This window comes from Bifidobacterium tissieri (assembly GCF_002259645.1).
Classification (GTDB): Bacteria; Actinomycetota; Actinomycetes; order Actinomycetales; family Bifidobacteriaceae; genus Galliscardovia; species Galliscardovia tissieri.
The window spans coordinates 59,784-81,676 of record NZ_MWWV01000006.1; the positions used below are offsets into that span (position 1 = coordinate 59,784).

Consider the following 21,893-nt stretch of genomic DNA (forward strand, 5'->3'; position numbering starts at 1 on the left):
GTTGCAATCCCGCGCATGTTCGCGCTAACGGCATGATGTCGCGGCTTCGGGATTTGCGGGCATAACCGTGGCAACAATAGTCAGATGGTGACGTTATAGTAATCTCGAAGTTGGCTTGATTTGCCGATGTTTGGAGTTATTCAAAGAGAGGTGCCTTCTAATGGCAGAATCAACGATTCGTCCCACAAAGCTTGCGATCATTGGTGCCGGTGCCGTCGGTTCCACCATGGCCTTCGCCGCTGCTCAGCGCGGCATCGCCCGTGAGATCGTGCTGGAAGATATCGCCGCCAAGCGTGTCGAGGCTGAGGTGCTGGACATGCAGCACGGTTCGAGCTTCTATCCCACCGTCTCCATCAGCGGATCCGACGATGTCGAGATCTGCCGTGACGCAGACGTCGTCGTCATCACCGCCGGTGCCCGCCAGAAGCCCGGTCAGTCCCGTCTTGACCTCGCCGGTGCCACCATCAACATCATGAAGTCCATCATCCCCGGTGTCGTCAACGTGGCCCCCAACGCCATCTACATGCTCGTCACCAACCCCGTTGACATCGTCACCCACGTGTCCATGAAGCTCTCCGGCCTCCCCGCCAACCAGATCTTCGGTTCCGGCACCAACCTGGACTCCGCCCGTCTTCGCTTCCTCATCGCCCAGCAGACCGGCGTCAACGTCAAGAACGTCCACGCCTACATCGCCGGCGAGCACGGTGACTCCGAAGTCCCGCTCTGGGCCTCTGCCACCATCGGTGGCGTCCCCATGTGCGACTGGACCCCGCTCCCCGGCCACGAGCCCCTCGATGCCGCCAAGCGTGAGGAGATCCACCAGGAAGTCAAGAACGCCGCCTACCGCATCATCGAAGGCAAGGGCGCCACCAACTACGCCATCGCTATGTCCGGTGTCGACATCATCGAATCCATCCTCAAGGATTCCAACCGCATCCTCCCCGTCTCCTCCCTCCTCCACGACTTCCACGGCATCTCCGATGTCTGCATGTCCGTCCCCTCCGTCCTCAACCGTCAGGGCGTCAACACCCGCATCAACACCCCGCTCTCCGATCGTGAGCTCGCGGCCCTCAAGCGCTCTGCCGAGACGCTGAAGCAGACCGCCGCCCAGTTCGGCTTCTGATAAAAAACCGCCCCACGGAGTGTCATCTTCGTTGCAGAGAACTTGACGTACCTTTGTACGCCTGCGTTCTCTGCGTCTTGATGACACACTCGTGGGGCGGTTTTTTATGTGATCCGTCCCTATGGAGTGTCGTCTGTGTTGCGGAGGATCTGACGTACCTTTGTATGCGTTCTCTGCGTCTTGATGACACACTCGTGGGGCGGTTTTGTGGTTGAGGTCCCACGGGGTGTCATCTTCGTTGCAGAGAATGTAACGTTTGTACGTTTTTTTCGATTCCTGCGTTGGGTGGCACTCGCGTGGGGCGGATTGTTATGTGTGGTATGGCCTCGCAAGGTGTTAGATCTTGCGGAGGACTGTAACCACCTTACCCATGACCGTGGCGTTGGTGCCGTCAATGGGCGTGTATGCAGGATTATGCGGAATCAGCCAGATGTGGCCCTTGTCCTTGCGGAACGTCTTCACCGTGGCCTCTCCATCAAGCAGGGCGGCAACGATATCACCGTTCTCTGCCGTATGCTGTGAACGCACCACTACGAAATCCCCATCGCAGATGGCGGCATCCACCATGGAATCGCCATGGACCTCCAGCATGAACAGATTGCCATCTCCAGTCAAGCGCTTCGGCAGACGCATCACATCTTCAACATGCTGTTCGGCGGTAATGGGCACGCCGGCCGCTATACGTCCCACCAGCGGCACATCGCGGGACTGGGCAAGGGATTCCTCCCGCTCCTCAATGGCCTCCTGACTCGGGAAACGAACGATTGCTGATCCGTTCGGAGTTCGTTCGATCGTATCGCCATCCCAATCAGCCAGCAGCTCGATGGCACGACCCTTGTTCGCATTGATGCGAATATAGCCTTTTGACTCAAGGGCGTGAAGCTGGTGCTTCACTGACGAAGGGCTCTTCAGTCCAACGCTTTCGCCGATTTCACGAAACGAAGGGGCGAAACCCTTCTGAAGAATATGCTCGCGAATCGCCTCCAGCACACGTCGTTGCCTGTCGGTGAGATCCTCCCCGCCGAATACGGGACCGCCATCTTCCGGCGAAAAGGGTATGGTACGCACGTCGGACTCCTTTCAGTTGGTTCAACTGTACATCGAAATGTTCGAAATGCAAAACAGATGTTCTATGTCCGCTTGCATCGGTCGTACACATGTGGCACAATTGCAACTAACGTTCGATAGAACGTGTGTTCGAGAAAGGTGTGTCATGACGGATATGCATTTCACATTGGAGGCAAAGGGCCCGAATTCCAAGGCTTTGAGACGTCGGATGTCGCAGAAGGCGATAATGTCTTCGGTTGCGACGAATGTTCGATCGACCGCTGGTGATGTTCGATCGATCATGGCTTCCTGGGCACGCGTGGTGGTTGGCGTGCTGGCCATTGTCATATGCTGCCTGATGGTTTTGGCGCTGAACGGGCCGAGCAATGCGGACTCCAACGCCGAACCCATGGAAGTCACCAGCTATACCGTGGCTCCGGGAGATACCTTGTGGTCCTACGCCGAGCGGATCACGCCGAGAGGTGGGGATGTAAGCGAGACGGTGGATGAACTGAAACGGATCAATCATCTTGATACGTCGTCGCTGCGGGTGGGGCAGCGCATTGTGGTTCCGGTGCGATGACATGTCCTGCAACGATGAGGCGTCCATAGCGGCGGTAGCCGTCCGTAATGAGGACACGCAGTTCGATTTCGTCGATGGTTTGTGCAAGACACGCGGGTGGTGCGCCCCAACGTTTACTCTTGATGGTATGCATTGTCCTTTCTGTAAGAACCCGGATACCAAGGTCGTCGATACCCGTGTGGGGGAGGATGGCTACTCCATTCGACGTCGACGCGAATGCCCGAAATGTTCGCGTCGCTTTACCACAGTGGAAACAGCCACATTGATGGTGATCAAACGATCGGGGAACGTTGAACCGTTCAACCGTGACAAGGTGATCACCGGAGTGCGCAAGGCGTGCCAGGGGCGGCCCATCAAGGAAGAGGATCTCAAGCAGCTGGGCCAGAGAGTCGAAGAGGATCTTCGCGCCCGCGGACTTGCTCAGGTGCCTTCCGATGAAGTCGGCCGGGCGATACTCGGCCCGTTGCGTGATCTGGATGAAGTCGCTTACATGCGTTTTGCAAGCGTGTATCAGGAATTCAACAATCTCGAAGATTTCGAACGAGCAATCAAGGAACTGCGCGATCAGGAATCGAAGGAAGGGAACGAGTCCCACGACTGAATGAGGAACCGACAGATCGGTTGGCTGATATGGAATGAGCTTCACCGTGAAGCCTATAGTTCGTGAAAGTTCCGTTATCGCGATACGTGTAGATATACATGAAGGGTGTCCCCGGGCAGAGGGGGACACCCTTCATGTTGGTTGTCTCGCAAGGAACGAAATACGCGAATCTACAGCACGCGTACGCGAATCGTGCCCTGCAGATTCCGGAGCTTCTCCAGCGACTCGTCGCTCGGGCGGCTGGACACATCGGTGACTACGTAACCGAGCTCGTCCTCGGTGGCCAACGCCTGTGCGGTGATGTTGATGTTCTCCGCACCGAGTACATGATTCACATTGGCCAGTACGCCGGGCAGGTTGTCGTGCAGGTGGGCGATACGCACAGCACCCTGACAGGGATTCATGTTCAACGTCGGCATATTGACCGACAGCGAAGTGACGCCATTGCTCCAGTAGTCAAGCAGCTTATGCGACACGAAGTGGCCGATGGCCTCCTGCGCCTCCAGCGTGGATCCGCCGATATGCGGGGTGAGGATTACGTTGTCCTCCTCGCTCAGCGGGGTGGAGAACGCATCGCCCGACTTCTTCGGCTCCACCGGGAACACATCCACTGCGGCACCGGCGATATGACCGGAGTCCATATGGCTCTTCAGCGCATCCAGATCGGCGACGAATCCACGGGACAGGTTGATGAATACCGCACCCGGCTTCATGCGGGCGAACTGAGCCTCACCGAAGAAATTGGTGTTCGACTTGCGGCCATCAACATGCAACGTCACCGCGTCGGACTGCTCCAGCAGCTCATCGAGGGTCTCCATACGCTCGGCATTGCCCAGCGCCAGCTTCTCCTCGATGTCGTAGAACACCACATGCATGCCCAGAGCCTCGGCGAGGACGGACACCTGCGAGCCGATGTTGCCATAGCCGATGATGCCCAGCGTCTTGCCGCGAACCTCGTGGGAACCGGCAGCGGACTTGTCCCACACGCCGCCACGCACATGATGCGAGTGGGCGGGCAGGCGGCGCATCAGCGAGATGATGTCCGAGATGACCAGCTCAACCACGGAGCGGGTGTTTGAATAGGGAGCATTGAACACGGCGATACCGTGCTTGCCCGCATACTTCAGATCCACCTGGTTGGTACCGATGGAGAAGCATCCTACGGCGGTCAGATTCGGCCTGGCGGCAAGCACCTTCTCGGTGACGCTCGTCTTGGAGCGAACACCGAGAAGATCCACACCATCAAGCGCTGCGATGAGTTCGTCCTCATCCATGGCACCTTTCGTGGTCACCACTTCGAAGCCGTGCTGTCGAAGATTCTCGGAAGCGAACGGATGAATGTTCTCGAGTAATAAGGCTTTAGGCATACAGCTACCCTACATCGGCAGGTGGTCCGCGTCATCCTGCGTCCGCACGATGACCAATTTCTGAGTCGGACGGGTCATCGCCACGTACAGATCGGAGGCGGCGACCTGACGGGCCGGCGCATTGTCCTCGATCAGACCGGGCTGTACCACCACGACGGCGTCGAACTCGAGTCCCTTGACATCCTGCGGCGTACACAGGCTCACCTGCGAGTCCCATACCTTCTGACGACGCAGAATCTGGGCGCGATCCTCACCCAGACGCTGGCTGACAGACGACCACACGCGTTCGCCCAGAGCCGTGATAATTTCGGGGTCTGCGATCACGGCGATGCGTCCGGTGCCATCGGCGGACACGAACCGGGTGGCCAGATCAGCCGCGTAGTCGGCAGCCGTGTTCAGCATGTCATCGTCATCCTGGACCACGATGCGTTCCACGGAGTCCTTGATCTTACGAACCGCCTTGACGGTGGAGATATACAGTCCCTCCTGCTCGGCGAATCGGGAGGCCAGATCGGAGACCTCCTGAGGATTGCGGTAGTCGATGGTCAGCTCATTGAGATCCCAGCCATCCTGACCGAACAGCTTGTCAAGCGTGCGCTGCCAGGAACGGGAGCCGGCCAATGCCGACGTCTGCGCCACGTCGCCCACGATGGTGAACGAACGCGATGGACAACGGCGCATCAGCATACGCCAATCCATGGGGGTGAGCTCCTGTGCCTCGTCCACCACGATATGCCCGTAGGTCCATTCGCGCTGTCCGGCGGCCTTCTGCGCGGCGGTGCTGTCATCCAGCCCGTTGATCTGATCGAGCAGCATGTCCGACGTGACGATGCCCGAACCGATGCCGGCCTGTGCAAGCGTGTCTTTGGCGAACTGCTCATCCTGCAGACGCTGCGCGTCCTTTCGTGCACGGGCGTCGTACTCACGAGGGTCATCGCCGAGCAGTTCGAGCGCCTCGTCGAGCAGTGGGATGTCGGACGGCGTCAGCGGCGATCCCTTGGGACGGAACAACTCGTGCAGATCGTCATCGCGCAGCCAAGGAGCGTATCGGCGCAGTTTGTTCGGCTTGGCCCACATATCCTCAAGCAGCCACTGTGCGGTCATGGGCAACCATGCCAGATTGAGGGTCCTGCGTACCTGATCGTCCATACGCAGCATGGAATGAGCGGACGCCAGTTCGGAACGGTCGGGATCATAGTCCAACAGCTCCGCGTAGCGGGTCACCATGGAGTGCAGCATCGACTCGACGAAGGTTTCGCGGGCCTTGTTATGCGGCTGTCGGGTACGCTTGGCGTCGTTCTGCGCCGCAATGATATCCGTGGATCGCATTGGCACTTTGATGCCATTGACACGGACGACCGGCAGATCCTTCGGAACGCGGATACGCGCCGAGACGGCATTGGCGATGACGGCGGCCATACGACGATCCCCCTTGAGCGCCGCCGCCCGTGGTGATTCGACGCCTGTGGCCTGAATACCCGGGATCAGATTGGCGATGGTCCGGGAGACCACGCCGGTCTCGCCCAGCGACGGGAGCACCTGATCGATGTAGTGCAGGAACGACGCGCTGGGGCCGACCACCAGCACGCCGGAACGCTGCAGCTTGTTGCGATGCGTATACAGCAGATAGGCCGCCCTATGCAGCGCCACTGCCGTCTTGCCGGTGCCGGGCCCGCCCTGCACGACCACCGCACGGTTCAACGGCGTGCGGATGATGCGATCCTGTTCCGCCTGAATGGTGGCCACGATGTCGGTCATCTTGCCGGTGCGACGGGAGCTGAGCGAAGCCAGCAGAGCACCTTCGCCGGTCAGCGTGCCGGAGGCGGACGCCTCGCTCACCTGTTCCGAGTGCACGTCGAGCACCTCGTCCTCGATGCCTACGACCTCTCGGAATCGCAGCGTGATATGACGACGCATCACGATATCGCCCCGATGGGCCGGTGTCGCCTCGTAGAACGGGCGGGCGGCCTCGGCTCGCCAGTCGATGAGGATGGGATTGTAATCAGCGTCCGACAGGCCGATGCGTCCGATGTAATGACGAACGCCATTCTCCTCGTCAAGCCTGCCGAACACCAGACGATCCTCCACCGAGCGCAACTGGGTGAGACGATTCTCGTACATGGTGGCGAAGGAATCGCGTTCGGCCCGCTGGGTGGGGGAGCCGTGCGCTCCCGTAGCCCTGACCTTGTCGAGACTGTCCTTGGTCTGCTTGCGCATCTCATCAAGGCGTCCGTAGACACGATCGACCGTCTGCTGCTCGTCGCGCAGCTGCGAGGAATAGTTGGACATGAAAAGATCGCTCCTTGGCGGGGCCGGAAAGTTCGGCATTTCACTATACTCGCAGGCCTCTAAAACCCGATGGATTTCCTCGGATGCATGCATTTGTGGCGTTATTGGGGCGGAAAAACCTATAGTGGGGAAGATTGGGGATAAGTGGGGTAAAGTGGTGAACTGTTGGTCGCGACTCATGGCAAACGGGGCAAGGAGGTGCGCGCGATGGTCGACAGCGAACCAGCGGCCGCGCCGGCAGAGGCTCCTCCAGAGCTTCCGCCCCTGCTGCTGGGCACCTATACCCCGAAGATCGACGCCAAGGGAAGGCTCGCCCTCCCCGCAAAGCTTCGTAGCCAGCTTGGCCGCGGATTGGTCATGGCGAGGGGACAGGAACGCTGCATCTATCTGCTGCCCTACAGCGAATTTCGAAGGGTTGCCGCGCAGATCCAGCGCACATCGCTGGGCAACAAGGCGGCACGTGACTACCTGCGCGTGTTCCTGTCGGGGGCCGTCGATCAGGAACCCGACAAACAGGGCAGAGTGGTGATCCCGCCCATGTTGCGCGACTATGCGGGTCTGGGAACCGATGTCGTCGTCATCGGCGTCGGCACTCGTGCGGAGATATGGAACAGGGACGCTTGGGAGACATACCTGACCGAGCAGGAACAGGGCTATGCGGACATAGCCGATGACGTACTACCGGCAATGGAGTTCTAACACACATGGATATCACAGCGATTCACCAACCGGTGCTGCTGGACGACTGCGTGCGTCTGGTGACCGAGGCCGCAACAGCGCCTGGATCGGTCATCGTCGACTGCACGCTTGGACTTGCGGGCCATTCCACGGCGTTTCTCAAAGCCGCCCCGAACGCCAGACTCATCGGTATTGACCGGGATGAGGAGGCGCTCGCCCTCGCCACTCGTCGTATGCAGGACGAGGGCCTGTCGGATCGGTTCACGCCGGTTCACGCCGCCTTCGATGCGTTCGCCGACGTGCTGGCCGATCAGGGGATCGATCGCGTGCACGCCGTGTTCATGGATCTGGGATTGTCGAGTCTGCAGATCGACGAAACCGAACGCGGGTTCTCCTATTCGCACGATGCGCCATTGGATATGCGCATGGACGCCACGCAGGGGATGACCGCCGAACGCGTGCTGGCCGAATACACCATGGATCATCTGCGGTGGATCTTCCGCGAATATGGCGAGGAGCGCTTCGCCGGCCCGATCGCGAAGGCCATCGTGACCGACCGTGAACGCGAACCGTTACGCACCTCGGCACAGTTGAACGCACTGGTTGATCGGGTGGTGCCCAAGGCCCACAGGCCTGCGGGCAATCCGGCCAAGCGGGTGTTCCAAGCATTGCGCATCGAGGTGAATGGCGAGCTGGACAAGCTGGCGTCGACCTTGCCGCAGGCCGCATTGCATCTCGCCGTCGGCGGTCGACTGGTCGTCGAATCGTATCATTCGCTCGAGGATAAGACCGTCAAACGGTTCATGTCCAACGGTCTGAAGATCGACGTGCCGACCGGCATGCCGGTGATTCCGGATGATGCGCAGCCGTTCTTCAGGGACCTGACCCATGGCGCGATCAAGGCCGACGAGCAGGAGATCGCGAATAATCCGAGGTCGGCCTCCGTACGTCTGAGGGGAGTGGAGCTCACCCGTGAGCTTCCGGAACGATGGGCGTCTAGTTTCGCGTCGGGCGAGCACCGCTTCAGCTATAGGGAGCCGTCGAAGTCGCAGGGCCGCATGCGAAACGGAGCCGGCAAGGGCTTTGGAAAGGCAAGGAGGGGCCGAAGATGAGCGCATCTCCAAGGGTTGCGCGTTCCCGTTCCAAGGCGCAGGAGCGCAGCACCCGTCCGACCACATCCACCCGGGACCGGCTTCAAGTGACCACCTCGTCGAAAACCACAACGTTCTCCAATCGCATGCGTGGGCTTATGGGCGGTGTGCGTCCCCACCGTATGAGGTTGTTCCATTTCGTGGTGGCGTTGGTGTTCCTCGGCGCGAGTCTTATCGGATCATTGGTGCTACGTACGCAGATGATCGAGGACTCGTTCGCCATCACCGACACTCAGCAGTCCATCGGCCGACTTACCCAGGACATTCAGGAGAAGCAGACCGAACTTGATGGCCTTGAGGCGTCCCTGCCGTCTAAGGCGCAGAAGCTGGGTATGGTTCCCGGCTCCGATGCGCTGACCATCGACCTGAGCGACCACGCCGCATCCAGTGACGGGAAGGGATCCAAGTGAGCCGCAAAGTCCGTCGTACGCGTGGCGACATCTTCCGCAGACGATCCCTGGCCGTTGGCATCATTCTCGCGTTCATAGCCTCGATGTGCGTGGTGAAGCTGTCATACATGCAGTTGTTCGCTGCTGGATCGGTAGCCCAGGCCGCCACGGCCAGCCGTACGGTTACCAAGACCGTTAAGGCGCAGCGTGGCACGATCGTCGACACGAACAACGTGGTCCTGGCCCAAAGCGTGGAACGGTATACCATTTACGCCGATCAGGTGGCCGCAGCCGACTTCACCCCCGTGGACTGCAACGGCACGAACGAGAGCACCTGCCATTCGATCGATGGCAAGAACGTGAACGCCACGGGTCCTGCCGCCGTGGCTAAGCTGCTGGCACCGGTGCTCGATATGAACACCATGGAACTCGGTGGCAAGCTCGTGGGCACGAACCGCTACGTGGTATTGAAGAAGAACGTGGTTCCCGAGGTGATGAGGGCCATTCAGAATCTGCACCTGACCGGCGTCATCGGCGCCGAGCTGACATCCGATCGGCAGTATTCCGACGATGGCGGGCTGCTTGGCACCATTCTCGGCGGTGTCGATAGCACAGGGACCGGTGTCGCCGGCATCGAGAAGATGGCCAACAAGTCATTGGTCGGCAAGGACGGCTCCACCAGCTATCAGCGCGGAGCCCGGGGTCAGCAGATCCCCGGCACGGTGACCGAGTCCGTTGACCCGGTCGATGGCGGCACCGTCAAGCTCACCATCGATTGGGACGTGCAATGGTACGTCAAGAAGGCGTTGAAGGATGCTCAGGCGAAGACCAATGCCGAATGGGGCATCGCCGTGGTGCAGGAGGTGAAAACCGGCAAGATCCGCGCGATCGCCGACACCGATGACTACGTGGCCGGCACCGACGAGGCGAAGATGAACGCGTCGAAGGCCGTGACCGCGGTGTTCGAACCGGGTTCCACGGGCAAGCTCATCACAGCGGCGGGACTGCTGCAGGAGGGCATCCACAAGCCCACCGATCAGTTCCAGGTGCCCTACCAGATCCAGCTCGACGGACAGACCTATCACGATTCGCATGAACACGGCGTGCAGAACCTCACGCTTGCCGGCATCCTCAAGGAGTCGTCCAACGTGGGCACCGTCATGGCGTCGACGAACTACGGCCTCGACAAGCGATACGAGTACATCACCAAGTTCGGCATCGGACAGAGCACGGGACTGAACTTCCCCGGCGAATCCAACGGCCAGATCGTCTCCTCGTACAAGGACTGGGACAAGCGCACTCGAAACACCGTGCTGTTCGGTCAGGGCTATTCCGCGTCGGCGTTGCAGATGACCAACGTGGTGGCCACGATCGCCAACAAGGGTGTGCGCAACGGGCAGTCGATCATCGAATCGTCCACCGACGCCCAGGGCAATGACACCACGCCCGCGACCAGCAAGTCGCAACGCGTGGTCGACGAGAACGTGGCATCCGAACTGATGAACATGATGGAGTCCATGGCCGAGCAGTACAAGTCCGTCATCAACGTCCAGGGCTATCGTCTGGCGGGCAAGTCCGGTACCGCGCAGGTGGCCGATTCCTCCGGTGCGCTCAACAGCATCATCGGCGACTTCATCGCCGCCATCCCGGCCAATGACCCGCAGTATGTGATCACCGTCGCACTCAAGGACCCGGAAGGCACCTACGGTGGCACTACGGCAGGTCCTGTGGTGGGTACGATTGGTGAATTCCTTATGCAGAAGTACGAGGTCCCGGCCTCGCCCGAGCGGACCGATGCTATTCCTACTGAATGGTGATCCGGCCGTGGTCGACAAGCAGGACTCGCAATTGCAGGCCGACGGTATTTCGGCCGGAGACAACCGACGCCAAGGGGTAACAGATGAGCGCACTAAGTGAAGCAAGCACGGAACATCTCACCATCGCCGATCTTCGCGAGCGATATGGTTTGACCACCAATGCGAAATTCGCGGGCAAGGTCACCGTCACCTCCATCGCCGACGATCTGAAGTCGGTGATGCCGGGTGCGTTGTTCATTCCGGGACCGCAGGATCTCAACGCCGATGCCGTGGCACAGGCCGAGGAACAGGGGGCGTATGCGGTCCTTCTGCCGACGTCCGTGCAGGATGATGGCCTGGAGGGCAGCATCCCCGTGCTGTACGGCGACCTGAGCGCCGAGGAGATGGGACGTCTCGCCTCCGATATGGCAGGCCATCCCTCGAACTCCGTGGCGGTGTTCCTGGTCGCTGGCGACGACGCCGTGGAACAGGGAGCGGATCTTGCCGAGCTGCTGCATGTGCTTGGCAATCCCGTCGGTCAGATCGGATACCGTCATTCGGTGTCGCTGGAACGTCATCTGGTGGAGGAGTATCCGTTAAGCGCAATCGATGTGCAGCGCATCCTGGCGGTGTTCGTGGAGGACGGCGCGTCCGCGGTGGTGATCGGCGCGGACGACCGCACACTCAGCCCCGGTGCGCTGGAGTCCGTGATCACCGATGTGTGTGCGCTTGACGAACCGGGAATCGGTGACGAGGACGCGATCCGTCCATCGCTGAAGGAGACGCTGGAACGGTACGGTGCAAAGCTGCGTGAAAGAACCCATATCGCACATCGAACCGTGGAAAGCGACGACATGGCCCACCATTACGATGGACAGCTCGACCCGGCTTCGAGCGGAAGACTGTCGCTGGCCATCGCCATGGTGATGAAGGCCGGCGTGCGCAAGGGCAACATTAAGAGTGCCCTGCGTGTGTCGAAGGAAATGAGCTGACGCGTCGGAACATTCCCGTACGCGGAACAATACGGATGCGTTCGCAAGAACGGTTCGTAGAACACAAGAGACAGGAACCACGGAAGAGGTAAACAACCCATGATGGTCATGACAGTTGAGGAAGCGGCGCTGACGGTAGACGGCAGACTGCGTGTGCGGGATGCCGATCAGGCCGGGAATCCGATCGGCTCGGTGGTGACCGACTCCCGTCAGGCCGGTAAGGGAGCCCTGTTCGTGGCCATTGCCGGCGAACATGTGGACGGTCATGACTTCGTGGCCAAGGCGGGACAGACGGGCGCGGCAGCGGCTTTGGTGGACCATGAGATCGCCGACGCCGATGTGCCGCAGATCATCGTCGATGACACTGTCAAGGCATTGGGCCTGCTCGCCAAGGCCAGCATCGAGCGTCGCCGTGCCGCTGGCACGCCGTTCACCGTGATCGGCATCACCGGGTCGGTGGGCAAGACCACCACCAAGGATCTGCTCAAGGCCTTGCTGTCGTCGCAGGCACCGACCGTGGCACCCGTGGGATCGTTCAACAACGACATCGGCATGCCGATCACCGCGCTGCAGGTGGATGAGCATACCCGGTATCTGGTGTCGGAGATGGGCGCGAACCATCTGGGGGAGATCGCCTACCTGACGTCTCTGGTCCGACCGGACATCGCGGTGGTGCTCAAGGTGGGCGTCGCCCATCTGGGCGAATTCGGCTCCGTGGAGAACATTCAGAAGGCGAAGAGCGAAATCGTGCGTGCGCTGGATGCCAATGGTCTGGCGGTACTCAACGCCGATGACGACCACGTGACACCGATGGCCAGGATCGTGGACGATCGGGTACTGTGGTTCGGCATGGGTGACGGCGCCGAGTCGAAGGCCTCGGATGTGCGCATGAATGGTCTTGACCGAGCCACGTTCACGCTTGCCCTGCCCGGTCAGGATCCGATCGAGGTGAATCTGGCCATCCCGGGACGTCACAATGTGATGAACGCGCTGGCGGCGGCCACGGTCGCCTGGCATCTGGGCATGTCCGCCACGGATATCGCCGGCGTGTTGGCGCGACAGTCCACCATCAGCCCTCACCGTATGGCTGTGTCCACGCTCAGCCGTGGTGGAGCGGACTTCACCGTGATCGACGACTCCTTCAACGCGAACCCCGATTCGATGAAGGCCGGGCTTGATGGTCTGCATGGCTGGACGGGCGACAGTGCCGATGCCGGTGACAGGCCGTACCGTGTGGCCGTGCTCGGATCCATGCTTGAGCTGGGCGGAGACGAGGCCGGCCTGCACCGGGGCATCGGCGCGTACGCCGCCGAACTCGGCATCGACGCCGTGATCGCCGTGGGCAGCGACCATGACCGGAATCTCGACTCGCTCGCAGCCGACATCATCGACGGCGTGAAGTCCGCCGACAACGCCCCGTTCGCGGAGCTGGTGCACAATGTGGACGACGCGGATCGCACCGTGATCGATCTCGCCGCCAGGCATCCCCATGCCGTGGTGCTGCTCAAGGGCTCGCATGCCTCGGGACTGAGCGCGCTCGCCACGCGTTGGGAGCGCAACGATGATCTGCCATCCAAGCGCAACGCCGATGGCCACGAAACCACGAAGAATGGAGAAGCACTGTGATTTCGCTCCTTATCGGTCTGGGGGTGTCCCTCATCGTTACGCTGGTGGGCACGCCGATGCTCATCAAGCTGGTGCACAAACTGCATTACGGCCAGTACATCCGTCAGGACGGTCCGCAGTCCCATCTCGTCAAACGTGGCACGCCCACGCTGGGCGGCGTGGTCATCAATCTCGCCATCGTGTTGGGTTGGGCGGCTTCGGCGCTGTACCGGTACATCGCGTACCATGACGTGCCGAGTTGGACGGCGTTGCTGGTCCTGTTCGCCATGCTTTCCATGGGTCTGCTGGGCTTCATTGACGATTTCGCCAAGGTGCGCAAGAAGCAGAACGAGGGACTGTCGGTGGGCGGCAAGTTCTTCGGGCAGTTTGTGTTCGCCACCATGTTCGCCATTCTTGCGTTGATGATGCCCACCAAGAACGGCTTCCCGAGCGCGCAGGCCGGCATTTCGTTCATCGAGCATCGAATCATCTCGTTCGAGTTCGCCGGGCGTGTGGTCGCCATCGTGCTGTTCGTGATCTGGGTGAACTTCCTGATGACGGCGTGGACGAACGCGTTCAATCTCACCGACGGCCTTGATGGTCTGGCATCCGGCAGCTCCATGGTCGCGTTCATCGGCTACGCGCTGATCGCCTACTGGGAGAGCTACCATCTCAAGGGCGCCGGGCATTCCGGCTTCGCCTACTCCGTGTCCGATCCGCAGGATCTGGCCATTCTGGCCGCGTGTGCGGTGGCCGCCTGCTTCGGCTTCCTGTGGTACAACACCAATCCGGCCAAGATCTTCATGGGAGACACGGGTTCGCTGGCATTGGGCGGTCTGTTCGCCGCGTTGTCGATCACCACGCATACCGAGGTGCTCGCCGTGGTGCTCGGCGGTCTGTTCGTGATGGAGACCTGCTCCGATGTGATTCAGGTGGGATATTTCAAGATGACCCACAAGCGCGTGTTCAAGATGGCCCCCATCCATCACCACTTCGAATTGTGCGGATGGCAGGAGAACACCGTTGTGGTGCGCTTCTGGATGATCGAGATGCTGTTCGTGCTTGTCGGTCTGGTGCTGTTCTACTCCAACTGGCTGGTCGGCTCCGGACTGTTCTGATCCTGCCGATCGCTGCGGGCCGCATCACGGAAGGTGCGGCCCGTCGTTTTCCTCGTTTTTCTTTTTCCCGGCCCACCGTCCGACGGTGCGATGCCGTTTCGTATCGCGTTCTGTATTGGTGGGCTACTAGCCTGACGATGGTATGAATAATCCTAAAAGGAGGGGTCCGTTGACCAAGGTAGAGGATTTTCAGGGCAAGACCGTGATGGTGGCCGGACTGGGTGTATCCGGCGTGAGCGCGTGCGAACGACTCAGAGATGCGGGAGCCACGGTGCTCGCATACGATGAGCGCAAGCCAGACGCCGATCTGCATAAGTTCGAGGATATCGACTTCGATGCACTGGATGCCATCGTCACCTCGCCGGTATTCGCGCCGTCCACACCATTCCTTGCCGAGGCGGCCAGGCGCGGCATCGACACGATGAGTGAGGTCGAACTCGCCTGGCGTTTGCGCGTACCCTCCACCTCCACCGGCAAGCCGGCGTCATGGGTGGGTATCACTGGTACCAACGGCAAGACGTCGACCACGGAAATGACCTCCGAGGTGTTGCGTGCCGCCCGTCTCAAGGCCCCTGCCGTGGGCAACATCGGTACGCCGGTCTCTTCAGCTTCGGTGGATCCAGCCAACGATGCGCTCGTGGTGGAACTCAGCTCGTTCCAAATGCACTACACCGATTCCCTTGAACTCGATTGCGCGGCGATCACCAATCTTGCCGACGATCATCTCGACTGGCATGGCGGATTCGAGAACTACGCCGCCGACAAGGCGAAGGTGTACCGGGGCGTCAAGCGCGCACTCGTCTACAATGCCGACGACGCCCGGGTGACGGCGTTGGCCGAGGCCGCCCATCCCGCCGAGGGATGCCGCAGGGTCGGCTTCACGCTGGGGGCGCCCGCCGAGGGACAGATCGGCGTCGAGGACGGCTGGATCGTGGACCGCAGTGGTCTGCGTGACGAGGACGCGGCCGAACGCATGGCCCGGGTGCTTGACTTCACGCACCTGTGCGAGCCGGATGGTACTGTCTATCCGCATCTGCTGGCCGACGCCCTGTGCGCGTTGGCGCTGTCCCTGGGCATGGGTGTGCCCGCGGCGACAGCCATCGGCGCGCTCAAGCAGTTCGCTCCCGGTGGCCATCGCATCGCCAAGGTCGCCGAAGCCAAGGTGCCCGGTGGCAGCATCCGATTCGTCGACGATTCCAAGGCGACCAATGCGCACGCCGCTCACGCCTCGCTGTCCAGCTTCGCCCCCGGTTCCGTCGTCTGGATCGCCGGAGGGTTGGCCAAGGGTTCCCGTTTCGAGGATCTGGTGACCGATCAGGCGCATACGATGAGCGCCGCCGTGATCATCGGCGTGGATCAGAAGCCCATGCTGGAAGCGTTCGCGGCCAAGGCCCCCGAGATCCCGCTGACCGTGATCGATCCCGAACCCCGCGACACGGTGATGGATCGTGCCGTCGAAGCCGCTGGATCCTATGCCAAGGCCGGTAGCGTGGTGCTGATGGCCCCTGCCTGTGCGTCCATGGACCAGTTCAAGTCGTATGCCGATCGCGGCGATCGTTTCGCCAAGGCCGCGCGGCAGTGGGTGGCTGCGCATGGCGAATAAGCCGACCGGAAAGCCCGTCCGCACCTCCCGATCGGGAGGTGCTTCCTCCGGGAAGAAGGCGGTGACCGTCCGATCCCGATCCTCGCTGGGCCGCGACCCTGTCCGCCTCGGCCCCGACGATTCCGACGACTCGGATCTCAAGGGTCTCGACAAGGCCGTGGCCTTGGTCACCAACGGTTCTCCGGTGTCCAAGGGCAGCATCGACGGCAGTTCGACGAAACCAGTCGACTACAGCGGCATCCGCTGTCTGCTCAATCCTGTGTGGTGCTACTACGGGTTCATCATCTCCGTAACAGGACTCACCCTGTTCGGGTTGCTCATGGTGTTTTCCAGTTCCGCCGTCGATATGCTTGCCAAAAGCATGCCGACCTGGTCCGAGTTGCTTTCGCAGACGGCATTCGCCGTTCTGGGATGTGTGATCGGTTTCATCCTTTCCAAGATTCCGGTGAAAGTGTTCCGCAAACTGTCGAAGATCGCCATAATCCTTGGCATAGTGGGCCAGCTGGCCACCATGATCCCCGGCATCGGATCCGAAGCCGGCGGCAACATCGGATGGGTCGATCTCGGCGTGGTTCGTTTCCAGCCCGCTGAGATCCTCAAATGGGTGCTGATCATTTGGATGCCGGCGTCTCTGCTCGCGTCACGGGCAACGGCTAAACGAACGGTCAAACGCAAGCCGTTGCTGTCGTTCAATTCGCCGCCATGGATGAGGAAGATCGGACGGATCGTGGAGCGCTTCGTTCCACGCCAGTACTGGGCCCCGATCTTTGGATTCACGCTTGCCTTCCTTGCGGTGCTTGTCGGCCGTGATCTTGGCACCGGCATGATCGTGGTGCTCATCGGCGCGGTGGTGCTGCTGGTGGGAGGATTCCCGCTGCGCATGTTCGTGCTGCTTGGCGGGATAGGTGCGGCTGGCATCGTGCTCGCGTTCGTCACCGGAAGCTCAAACCGTATGAGTCGTATCATGGCGACATACGGTGAATGCTCGACCGCGGACCTGACCGGTGTGTGCTATCAGTCGATTCATGGCACCTATGCGTTGGCCTCGGGCGGGCTGACCGGCGTGGGATTGGGCAACTCGCGCGAAAAGTGGAACTACCTGCCCGCCGCACACAATGATTTCATCTTCGCCGTGATCGGTGAGGAACTCGGATTCCTCGGCGCATGTGCGGTAATCCTTGGATTCGTGATCATGGGCTGGTGCATGATCAATATCGCGGTGCGTCATCAGGACGCCTATGCCCGTATGGTGATCATGGCGTTCACCGTATGGCTGGTGGGACAGGCGCTGGTCAACATCGCCGTCGTTGTGGGACTGCTGCCGGTCATGGGTCTGCCGATGCCGTTCATATCGTCGGGTGGCACGGCGATGATCATGTGTCTGGCCGCTGCGGGAACAGTGGTCAGCATGGCTCGATCACAGACCGAGATCAAGGCCGCGGTATCGCACATATGATCCGTTCTGTCATCTGCCGACGTGATTCGGCGTCCGACTCGGACATCCGATGTTGACCGCCGCGGGCGCTATGCTCGTAACCATGTCTGATCGAGTAAGCATCGTGCTCGCCGGTGGCGGCACCGCAGGTCATGTCAATCCGCTGCTGAGCATCGCATCCGAAATCCGCAGAATCCGTCCGGATGCATCAATCAGCGTCATCGGCACCGAGGTCGGTCTGGAGAAGCGGCTCGTTCCCGCCGCCGGTTTCGAGATGGACACCATCGAGAAGGTGCCGTTCCCGCGTTCGATCAATGCAGACGCCTTCAAGTTCCCGATGCGATGGATTCGCGAGACCGGCCGTGTCCGGCGCATCCTCACCGAACGGCACGCCGACGTGCTTGTCGGCGTAGGTGGCTACGCGTCTGCTCCCGCATACTATACAGCCCACAAGATGGGTATTCCCGTGGTGATTCACGAGCAGAACGCTCGAGCCGGCATGGCGAACAAGCTCGGCAGCCGTTGGGCCGATTTCATCGGCACCGTCTACGACAACACCGGTCTGACGGCACTCCCCGGAGCGGTCATCGAACGTGTGGGCCTGCCGCTGCGTCCCGCCATCGCACAGGTCGCCGAAGCCATGGAACAGGATCGTGCCGCGGCCCGCGTCGCCGGAGCGACGGCACTCGGTCTCGACCCGACACGGCCCATCGTGCTGGTCACCGGAGGCTCCCTGGGCGCGCAAAGCCTCAACATCGCCGTGTCGAACACCGCCCGGGAGCTGCTGGACGTCACCCAGGTCATTCACCTGACCGGCAAGGGCAAGATCAGCCAGGTACGCAAGCTCGTCGAAGCCTCCGCCGGAGCGGACGTACTCTGCGGCATCGGACCGGACAGCGCCGGTCGGGGGGACTACCACGCCGCCGAATACCTCGAACGCATCGATCAGGCCTTCGCCTGCGCCGATCTTGTCATCTGCCGTTCCGGTGCCGGCACCGTGGCTGAAATCGCGGCTCTGGGACTTCCCGCCGTATACGTGCCGCTGCCCATCGGCAACGGCGAGCAGCGCTACAACGCCGAACCGGTGGTGGAGGCGGGCGGCGGCTTCCTGGTGCTCGATGCCGACTTCACCAGCGAATGGGTATCCGGACACGTTCCCGCACTGCTCGCTGATGGCGACAGGCTCAGCGATCTGGCCAAGTCCGCGTGGACCTACGGCATCCGCGACGCCGCCCACACCATGGCCGAACGCGTGCTCGATTTCGTCGACAAACGATAACAATGAACAACAATGAACGATGCGATGAGAGACGCGGATATCGCCCCGAACCCGACTGGGCAATATCCCGTCCTCGTCGATAATGGAATGAGTTTGCTTCCGCGTCATAAGGAGAATCTTTCGTGACTGATCACGCTTCCGACAACACCATCGTGCTTGAACCCACCAGCCGGCCGCCGCACGCCGACTCGCTGCGCGTGCAGGATCTCGGTCGAACCCATTTCATCGGCATTGGTGGCGCCGGCATGAGCGTGCTGGCGGAGATCCTGCATGAGCGGGGCGTTGACGTGCAGGGATCGGACCGCGAACTCGGCCCCAAGGCCGAACGTCTGCGCACCCTTGGACTCACGGTGATGATCGGCCAGAAGGCGGAAAACGTGCAGGGCGTGGACACCGTGGTCTGGTCGAGTGCCATCAAACCGGACAATCCGGAGATCGTGGCCGCCGTGGAACAGGGCGCGCGACTCATGCATCGCAGTGACATCCTCGCCCTGCTTATGCGAGATTCGCGTGCGGTGACCGTGGCGGGAGCGCACGGCAAGACCACCACCAGTGCGATGATCGCCCATATTCTCGTCAACGCGGGTACCGGCGAACTGGCCGACCCCAGCTACGCCATCGGCGGCTCCATTCAGGGACCCAACGGCACGATCGACGGTGGCCATGCCGGCAAGGGCGGTGTTCTGGTGGCCGAAGCCGACGAATCCGACGGCAGCTTCGCCAAATACCATCCCGAAATCGCAGTGATCACCAACGTGGAGGCGGAACACCTCGACCACTATGGCACTGCGGACAACTATCGTCAGGCGTTCGTCGACCATTCCCACCACGCCACGGGCCATGTGGTGCTGTGTGCGGATGACGAGGGTGCGCTTGCCGTCCTGCGTGCGATGAGCCCGGAGTCCGCGGCGAAGGCCGTCGCCTATTCAACGCATACCGTCGACGAGATCGGCGACATCAACGGAGCGTCGTTCGCGCATATCGACCATGAGGCCGAGGCCTCCGCGGACGACACCTCCGATGCCGTGGAATCCTTCGTTCTGCATATGCCAGCTGGTCTTGGAGGAACCGACGCCGATGCCGTGGACATCACCGTCGGACTGCGCATCCCGGGCATTCACAACGCCCGTAATGCCTCCGCCGCCATCACCGCGGCCACGCTGCTGGGCATGGACCCGCATGACGCCGCGCGTGCCGCAGGCACCTTCCGTGGAGCCGCGCGCCGATTCGAGATCCGTGGTGAACGCGCCGGCGTGACCATTGTGGACGATTACGCGCACCATCCCACCGAGATCGCGGCCATGCTCGACGCGGCCCGTCGTCGTTTCCCGGAGTCCACGGTACGTGTGCTGTTCCAGCCGCATCTGTTCTCCCGCACCATGTTCTTCGCGTCCGACTTCGCCCATGCGTTGGCCAAGGCCGACGATGTGATCGTCACGGGAATCTTCCCCGCGCGTGAGAAGCAGGCCGATTATCCGCAGATCGGGCCGCAGACGGTCGTTGACGCCGCCGAAGGCATCGAGCATGATCCCGAGTCGTGGATTCAGGCCGTTCCGGACATGTGCCAGGCCGCCAAGATGCTCGCCATGCGTTCCCATCCCGGCGATGTGATCTTCACCGTCGGTGCCGGCGACATCACCAATATGGCCGAAGTGCTGCTGAGCGTGCTTGAGGCTCGTTCCGCGGGTATCCGCTGAACCAAGGTCGGGTGATCATGGCCGGACGTGTCGTCTCCTCGTCGGATTCGTCCCAGAGAGGAAACGGGAAGCAGACCTCGGACCGTGCGGGTGCTCACGGGTCCGTCGCGAAGCGTGCGCCTCGCGAGGCAAGCGGCGTGGCCCGTTCCGGGGCGGGGGATAAGGGTGCTCGATCGTCCCGTTCGGTGGCATCCGCTGCCTCCCGTTCCTCTACTTCGGTAAACCGGTCGTATGGTGCCGGTTCTGGTGCGGGAGTCCGCAGCAAGGACGGTGATTTCGTCGACGCGCGTACCATGAAACCACGCAAATCGGTGTCCGAGCGACTTGACAGCCCGGATTTCGGCGGCCCGGGCCTGTTCGCCCGTCCCAAGGTGGTGAATTTTCCCGAACGTCTCAAGGAACGCCGGCAGGCACACCGTCGGGAGATGGCCGTACGCATCGCCATCGTGGTGGCCGTGATCGCCGCAGTGGTGGCGCTTATCTGGGGGCTGCTGTTCTCCCCGTTGCTGAGACTGCATACCGACCAGATCACGGTCGGCGGCACGAACACGTGGGTGTCGGCCAGCGAAGTGGCCGATATCGCCTATGCCCAGCAGGGCAAGTCCCTGCTGCTGGTCGACACCGACGGCATGGAGGAGAAGATCAGCGATCTACCGGGAGTGACCTCGGCCAAGGCGGTGAAACGGTATCCGCATGGCCTTGACGTTACGGTGAAGGCCGAGATCCCCGCGGCAGTGCTGCAGGTTTCCGAATCGGACTACACGGCGGTCGACAGGGAGGGGCGTGTGCTCAACGCGGTGAACGCCTCGGTGAAGGGCATCCCCGTGATCGAGGTGAAGGATGCCAAGAAGAGTCTGGACAACAAGGCCGTCAAGCAGGCGTTGCAGGTGCTCGGCTCCTTGGATGAGCCCATGCGTCAGAAGATCACCAAGGTGGAGGCCAAGACGCAGGACTCAATCACCACCACGCTCGACGACGGCTACACGATCATCTGGGGCAACTCGTCGCAGATGAAACTGAAGAAGGCCGTGGTGGACACGCTGTTGTCGAAACCCGATCAGCTTGAGGGGGCAAAGACCATCAATGTGGCGGCGCCAGACAAGGCCACCATCAAATAGGAGTGGACTGGTCGAGGGGCGG

At 61.3% G+C, this 21,893-nt stretch carries 18 protein-coding genes; 15 read left to right on the forward strand and 3 right to left on the reverse strand.

Features of this window, described 5'->3' with window-relative positions; all coding sequences use genetic code 11:
- Nucleotides 1–160: 160 nt before the first annotated feature.
- Complete coding sequence (locus tag BTIS_RS05300) at nucleotides 161–1,123, forward strand: L-lactate dehydrogenase (RefSeq protein ID WP_093960118.1); 963 nt, start codon at nucleotides 161–163, stop codon at nucleotides 1,121–1,123.
- Between the two features lie 336 nt (nucleotides 1,124–1,459).
- Here BTIS_RS05300 and lexA read toward each other — a convergent pair whose 3' ends face one another.
- Nucleotides 1,460–2,191: a transcriptional repressor LexA gene (lexA, locus tag BTIS_RS05305; protein WP_375137731.1), complete on the reverse strand. Its 732-nt coding sequence runs from the start codon at nucleotides 2,189–2,191 to the stop codon at nucleotides 1,460–1,462.
- A 145-nt stretch (nucleotides 2,192–2,336) separates the two neighbouring features.
- Here lexA and BTIS_RS05310 point away from each other — a divergent pair, with 145 nt between their 5' ends.
- Both BTIS_RS05310 and nrdR read left to right on the forward strand, forming a co-directional pair.
- Complete coding sequence (locus BTIS_RS05310; protein ID WP_245819317.1) at nucleotides 2,337–2,753, forward strand: LysM peptidoglycan-binding domain-containing protein; 417 nt, start codon at nucleotides 2,337–2,339, stop codon at nucleotides 2,751–2,753.
- 127 nt (nucleotides 2,754–2,880) lie between these two features.
- The gene (gene nrdR, locus BTIS_RS05315) at nucleotides 2,881–3,354 is read left to right on the forward strand and encodes a transcriptional regulator NrdR (protein WP_094663373.1); all 474 of its coding nucleotides are present in this window, start codon (nucleotides 2,881–2,883) and stop codon (nucleotides 3,352–3,354) included.
- Nucleotides 3,355–3,524: 170 nt separating this feature from the next.
- Here nrdR and serA read toward each other — a convergent pair whose 3' ends face one another.
- Both serA and BTIS_RS05325 read right to left on the reverse strand, forming a co-directional pair.
- Nucleotides 3,525–4,721, reverse strand: coding sequence for a phosphoglycerate dehydrogenase (serA, locus tag BTIS_RS05320; RefSeq protein WP_094663375.1), 1,197 nt, complete (start codon nucleotides 4,719–4,721; stop codon nucleotides 3,525–3,527).
- 9 nt (nucleotides 4,722–4,730) lie between these two features.
- A complete protein-coding gene (locus BTIS_RS05325) occupies nucleotides 4,731–7,010 on the reverse strand; it encodes a HelD family protein (RefSeq protein WP_094663377.1) in 2,280 nt (759 codons plus the stop codon).
- Nucleotides 7,011–7,217: 207 nt separating this feature from the next.
- Here BTIS_RS05325 and mraZ point away from each other — a divergent pair, with 207 nt between their 5' ends.
- The 12 genes from mraZ to BTIS_RS05385 all read left to right on the forward strand — a co-directional run bounded on the left by mraZ (nucleotide 7,218) and on the right by BTIS_RS05385 (nucleotide 21,871).
- Nucleotides 7,218–7,709 (forward strand): division/cell wall cluster transcriptional repressor MraZ, encoded by a 492-nt coding sequence (gene mraZ / locus BTIS_RS05330; protein ID WP_094663379.1) that lies wholly within the window; start codon nucleotides 7,218–7,220, stop codon nucleotides 7,707–7,709.
- 5 nt (nucleotides 7,710–7,714) lie between these two features.
- Complete coding sequence (rsmH, locus tag BTIS_RS05335; protein ID WP_094663381.1) at nucleotides 7,715–8,800, forward strand: 16S rRNA (cytosine(1402)-N(4))-methyltransferase RsmH; 1,086 nt, start codon at nucleotides 7,715–7,717, stop codon at nucleotides 8,798–8,800.
- A complete protein-coding gene (gene ftsL / locus BTIS_RS05340; RefSeq protein WP_094663383.1) occupies nucleotides 8,797–9,249 on the forward strand; it encodes a cell division protein FtsL in 453 nt (150 codons plus the stop codon). Before rsmH ends, ftsL begins: the two co-directional genes overlap by 4 nt.
- Nucleotides 9,246–11,045 carry a peptidoglycan D,D-transpeptidase FtsI family protein gene (locus BTIS_RS05345; protein ID WP_245819319.1) on the forward strand — a complete coding sequence of 600 codons (1,800 nt, stop codon included), beginning with the start codon at nucleotides 9,246–9,248 and terminating at the stop codon, nucleotides 11,043–11,045. Before ftsL ends, BTIS_RS05345 begins: the two co-directional genes overlap by 4 nt.
- An 83-nt stretch (nucleotides 11,046–11,128) precedes the next feature.
- Nucleotides 11,129–12,016, forward strand: coding sequence for a hypothetical protein (locus BTIS_RS05350; RefSeq protein WP_094663385.1), 888 nt, complete (start codon nucleotides 11,129–11,131; stop codon nucleotides 12,014–12,016).
- A 99-nt stretch (nucleotides 12,017–12,115) separates the two neighbouring features.
- On the forward strand, nucleotides 12,116–13,642 hold the full coding sequence (locus BTIS_RS05355; RefSeq protein WP_094663387.1) for a UDP-N-acetylmuramoyl-tripeptide--D-alanyl-D-alanine ligase: 1,527 nt from the start codon (nucleotides 12,116–12,118) through the stop codon (nucleotides 13,640–13,642).
- Nucleotides 13,639–14,739 carry a phospho-N-acetylmuramoyl-pentapeptide-transferase gene (gene mraY / locus BTIS_RS05360; RefSeq protein WP_094663389.1) on the forward strand — a complete coding sequence of 367 codons (1,101 nt, stop codon included), beginning with the start codon at nucleotides 13,639–13,641 and terminating at the stop codon, nucleotides 14,737–14,739. The genes BTIS_RS05355 and mraY overlap by 4 nt, the downstream gene beginning before the upstream one ends.
- 205 nt (nucleotides 14,740–14,944) lie before the next feature.
- Nucleotides 14,945–16,342, forward strand: coding sequence for a UDP-N-acetylmuramoyl-L-alanine--D-glutamate ligase (gene murD / locus BTIS_RS05365; protein ID WP_245819339.1), 1,398 nt, complete (start codon nucleotides 14,945–14,947; stop codon nucleotides 16,340–16,342).
- Nucleotides 16,332–17,798 carry an FtsW/RodA/SpoVE family cell cycle protein gene (locus BTIS_RS05370; RefSeq protein ID WP_245819321.1) on the forward strand — a complete coding sequence of 489 codons (1,467 nt, stop codon included), beginning with the start codon at nucleotides 16,332–16,334 and terminating at the stop codon, nucleotides 17,796–17,798. Before murD ends, BTIS_RS05370 begins: the two co-directional genes overlap by 11 nt.
- Before the next feature lie 82 nt (nucleotides 17,799–17,880).
- Entirely contained in the window at nucleotides 17,881–19,056 is a 1,176-nt protein-coding gene (locus tag BTIS_RS05375) for a UDP-N-acetylglucosamine--N-acetylmuramyl-(pentapeptide) pyrophosphoryl-undecaprenol N-acetylglucosamine transferase (RefSeq protein WP_094663734.1), read from the forward strand.
- A 122-nt stretch (nucleotides 19,057–19,178) separates the two neighbouring features.
- On the forward strand, nucleotides 19,179–20,753 hold the full coding sequence (gene murC / locus BTIS_RS05380) for a UDP-N-acetylmuramate--L-alanine ligase (protein WP_094663393.1): 1,575 nt from the start codon (nucleotides 19,179–19,181) through the stop codon (nucleotides 20,751–20,753).
- 17 nt (nucleotides 20,754–20,770) lie between these two features.
- Nucleotides 20,771–21,871 (forward strand): cell division protein FtsQ/DivIB, encoded by a 1,101-nt coding sequence (locus BTIS_RS05385; protein ID WP_094663395.1) that lies wholly within the window; start codon nucleotides 20,771–20,773, stop codon nucleotides 21,869–21,871.
- Nucleotides 21,872–21,893 lie beyond the last annotated feature (22 nt).

What these genes read in the sequence shown, in the direction of transcription:
- BTIS_RS05300 (WP_093960118.1), top strand. Translation starts at nt 161, where the DNA reads ATGGCAGAATCAACGATTCGTCCCACAAAGCTTGCGATCATTGGTGCC.
- BTIS_RS05310 (WP_245819317.1), top strand. Translation starts at nt 2,337, where the DNA reads ATGACGGATATGCATTTCACATTGGAGGCAAAGGGCCCGAATTCCAAG.
- nrdR (WP_094663373.1), top strand. Translation starts at nt 2,881, where the DNA reads ATGCATTGTCCTTTCTGTAAGAACCCGGATACCAAGGTCGTCGATACC.
- serA (WP_094663375.1), bottom strand. Translation starts at nt 4,721, where the DNA reads ATGCCTAAAGCCTTATTACTCGAGAACATTCATCCGTTCGCTTCCGAG.
- BTIS_RS05325 (WP_094663377.1), bottom strand. Translation starts at nt 7,010, where the DNA reads ATGTCCAACTATTCCTCGCAGCTGCGCGACGAGCAGCAGACGGTCGAT.
- mraZ (WP_094663379.1), top strand. Translation starts at nt 7,218, where the DNA reads ATGGTCGACAGCGAACCAGCGGCCGCGCCGGCAGAGGCTCCTCCAGAG.
- rsmH (WP_094663381.1), top strand. Translation starts at nt 7,715, where the DNA reads ATGGATATCACAGCGATTCACCAACCGGTGCTGCTGGACGACTGCGTG.
- ftsL (WP_094663383.1), top strand. Translation starts at nt 8,797, where the DNA reads ATGAGCGCATCTCCAAGGGTTGCGCGTTCCCGTTCCAAGGCGCAGGAG.
- BTIS_RS05350 (WP_094663385.1), top strand. Translation starts at nt 11,129, where the DNA reads ATGAGCGCACTAAGTGAAGCAAGCACGGAACATCTCACCATCGCCGAT.
- BTIS_RS05355 (WP_094663387.1), top strand. Translation starts at nt 12,116, where the DNA reads ATGATGGTCATGACAGTTGAGGAAGCGGCGCTGACGGTAGACGGCAGA.
- murD (WP_245819339.1), top strand. Translation starts at nt 14,945, where the DNA reads ATGGTGGCCGGACTGGGTGTATCCGGCGTGAGCGCGTGCGAACGACTC.
- BTIS_RS05370 (WP_245819321.1), top strand. Translation starts at nt 16,332, where the DNA reads ATGGCGAATAAGCCGACCGGAAAGCCCGTCCGCACCTCCCGATCGGGA.
- BTIS_RS05375 (WP_094663734.1), top strand. Translation starts at nt 17,881, where the DNA reads ATGTCTGATCGAGTAAGCATCGTGCTCGCCGGTGGCGGCACCGCAGGT.
- BTIS_RS05385 (WP_094663395.1), top strand. Translation starts at nt 20,771, where the DNA reads ATGGCCGGACGTGTCGTCTCCTCGTCGGATTCGTCCCAGAGAGGAAAC.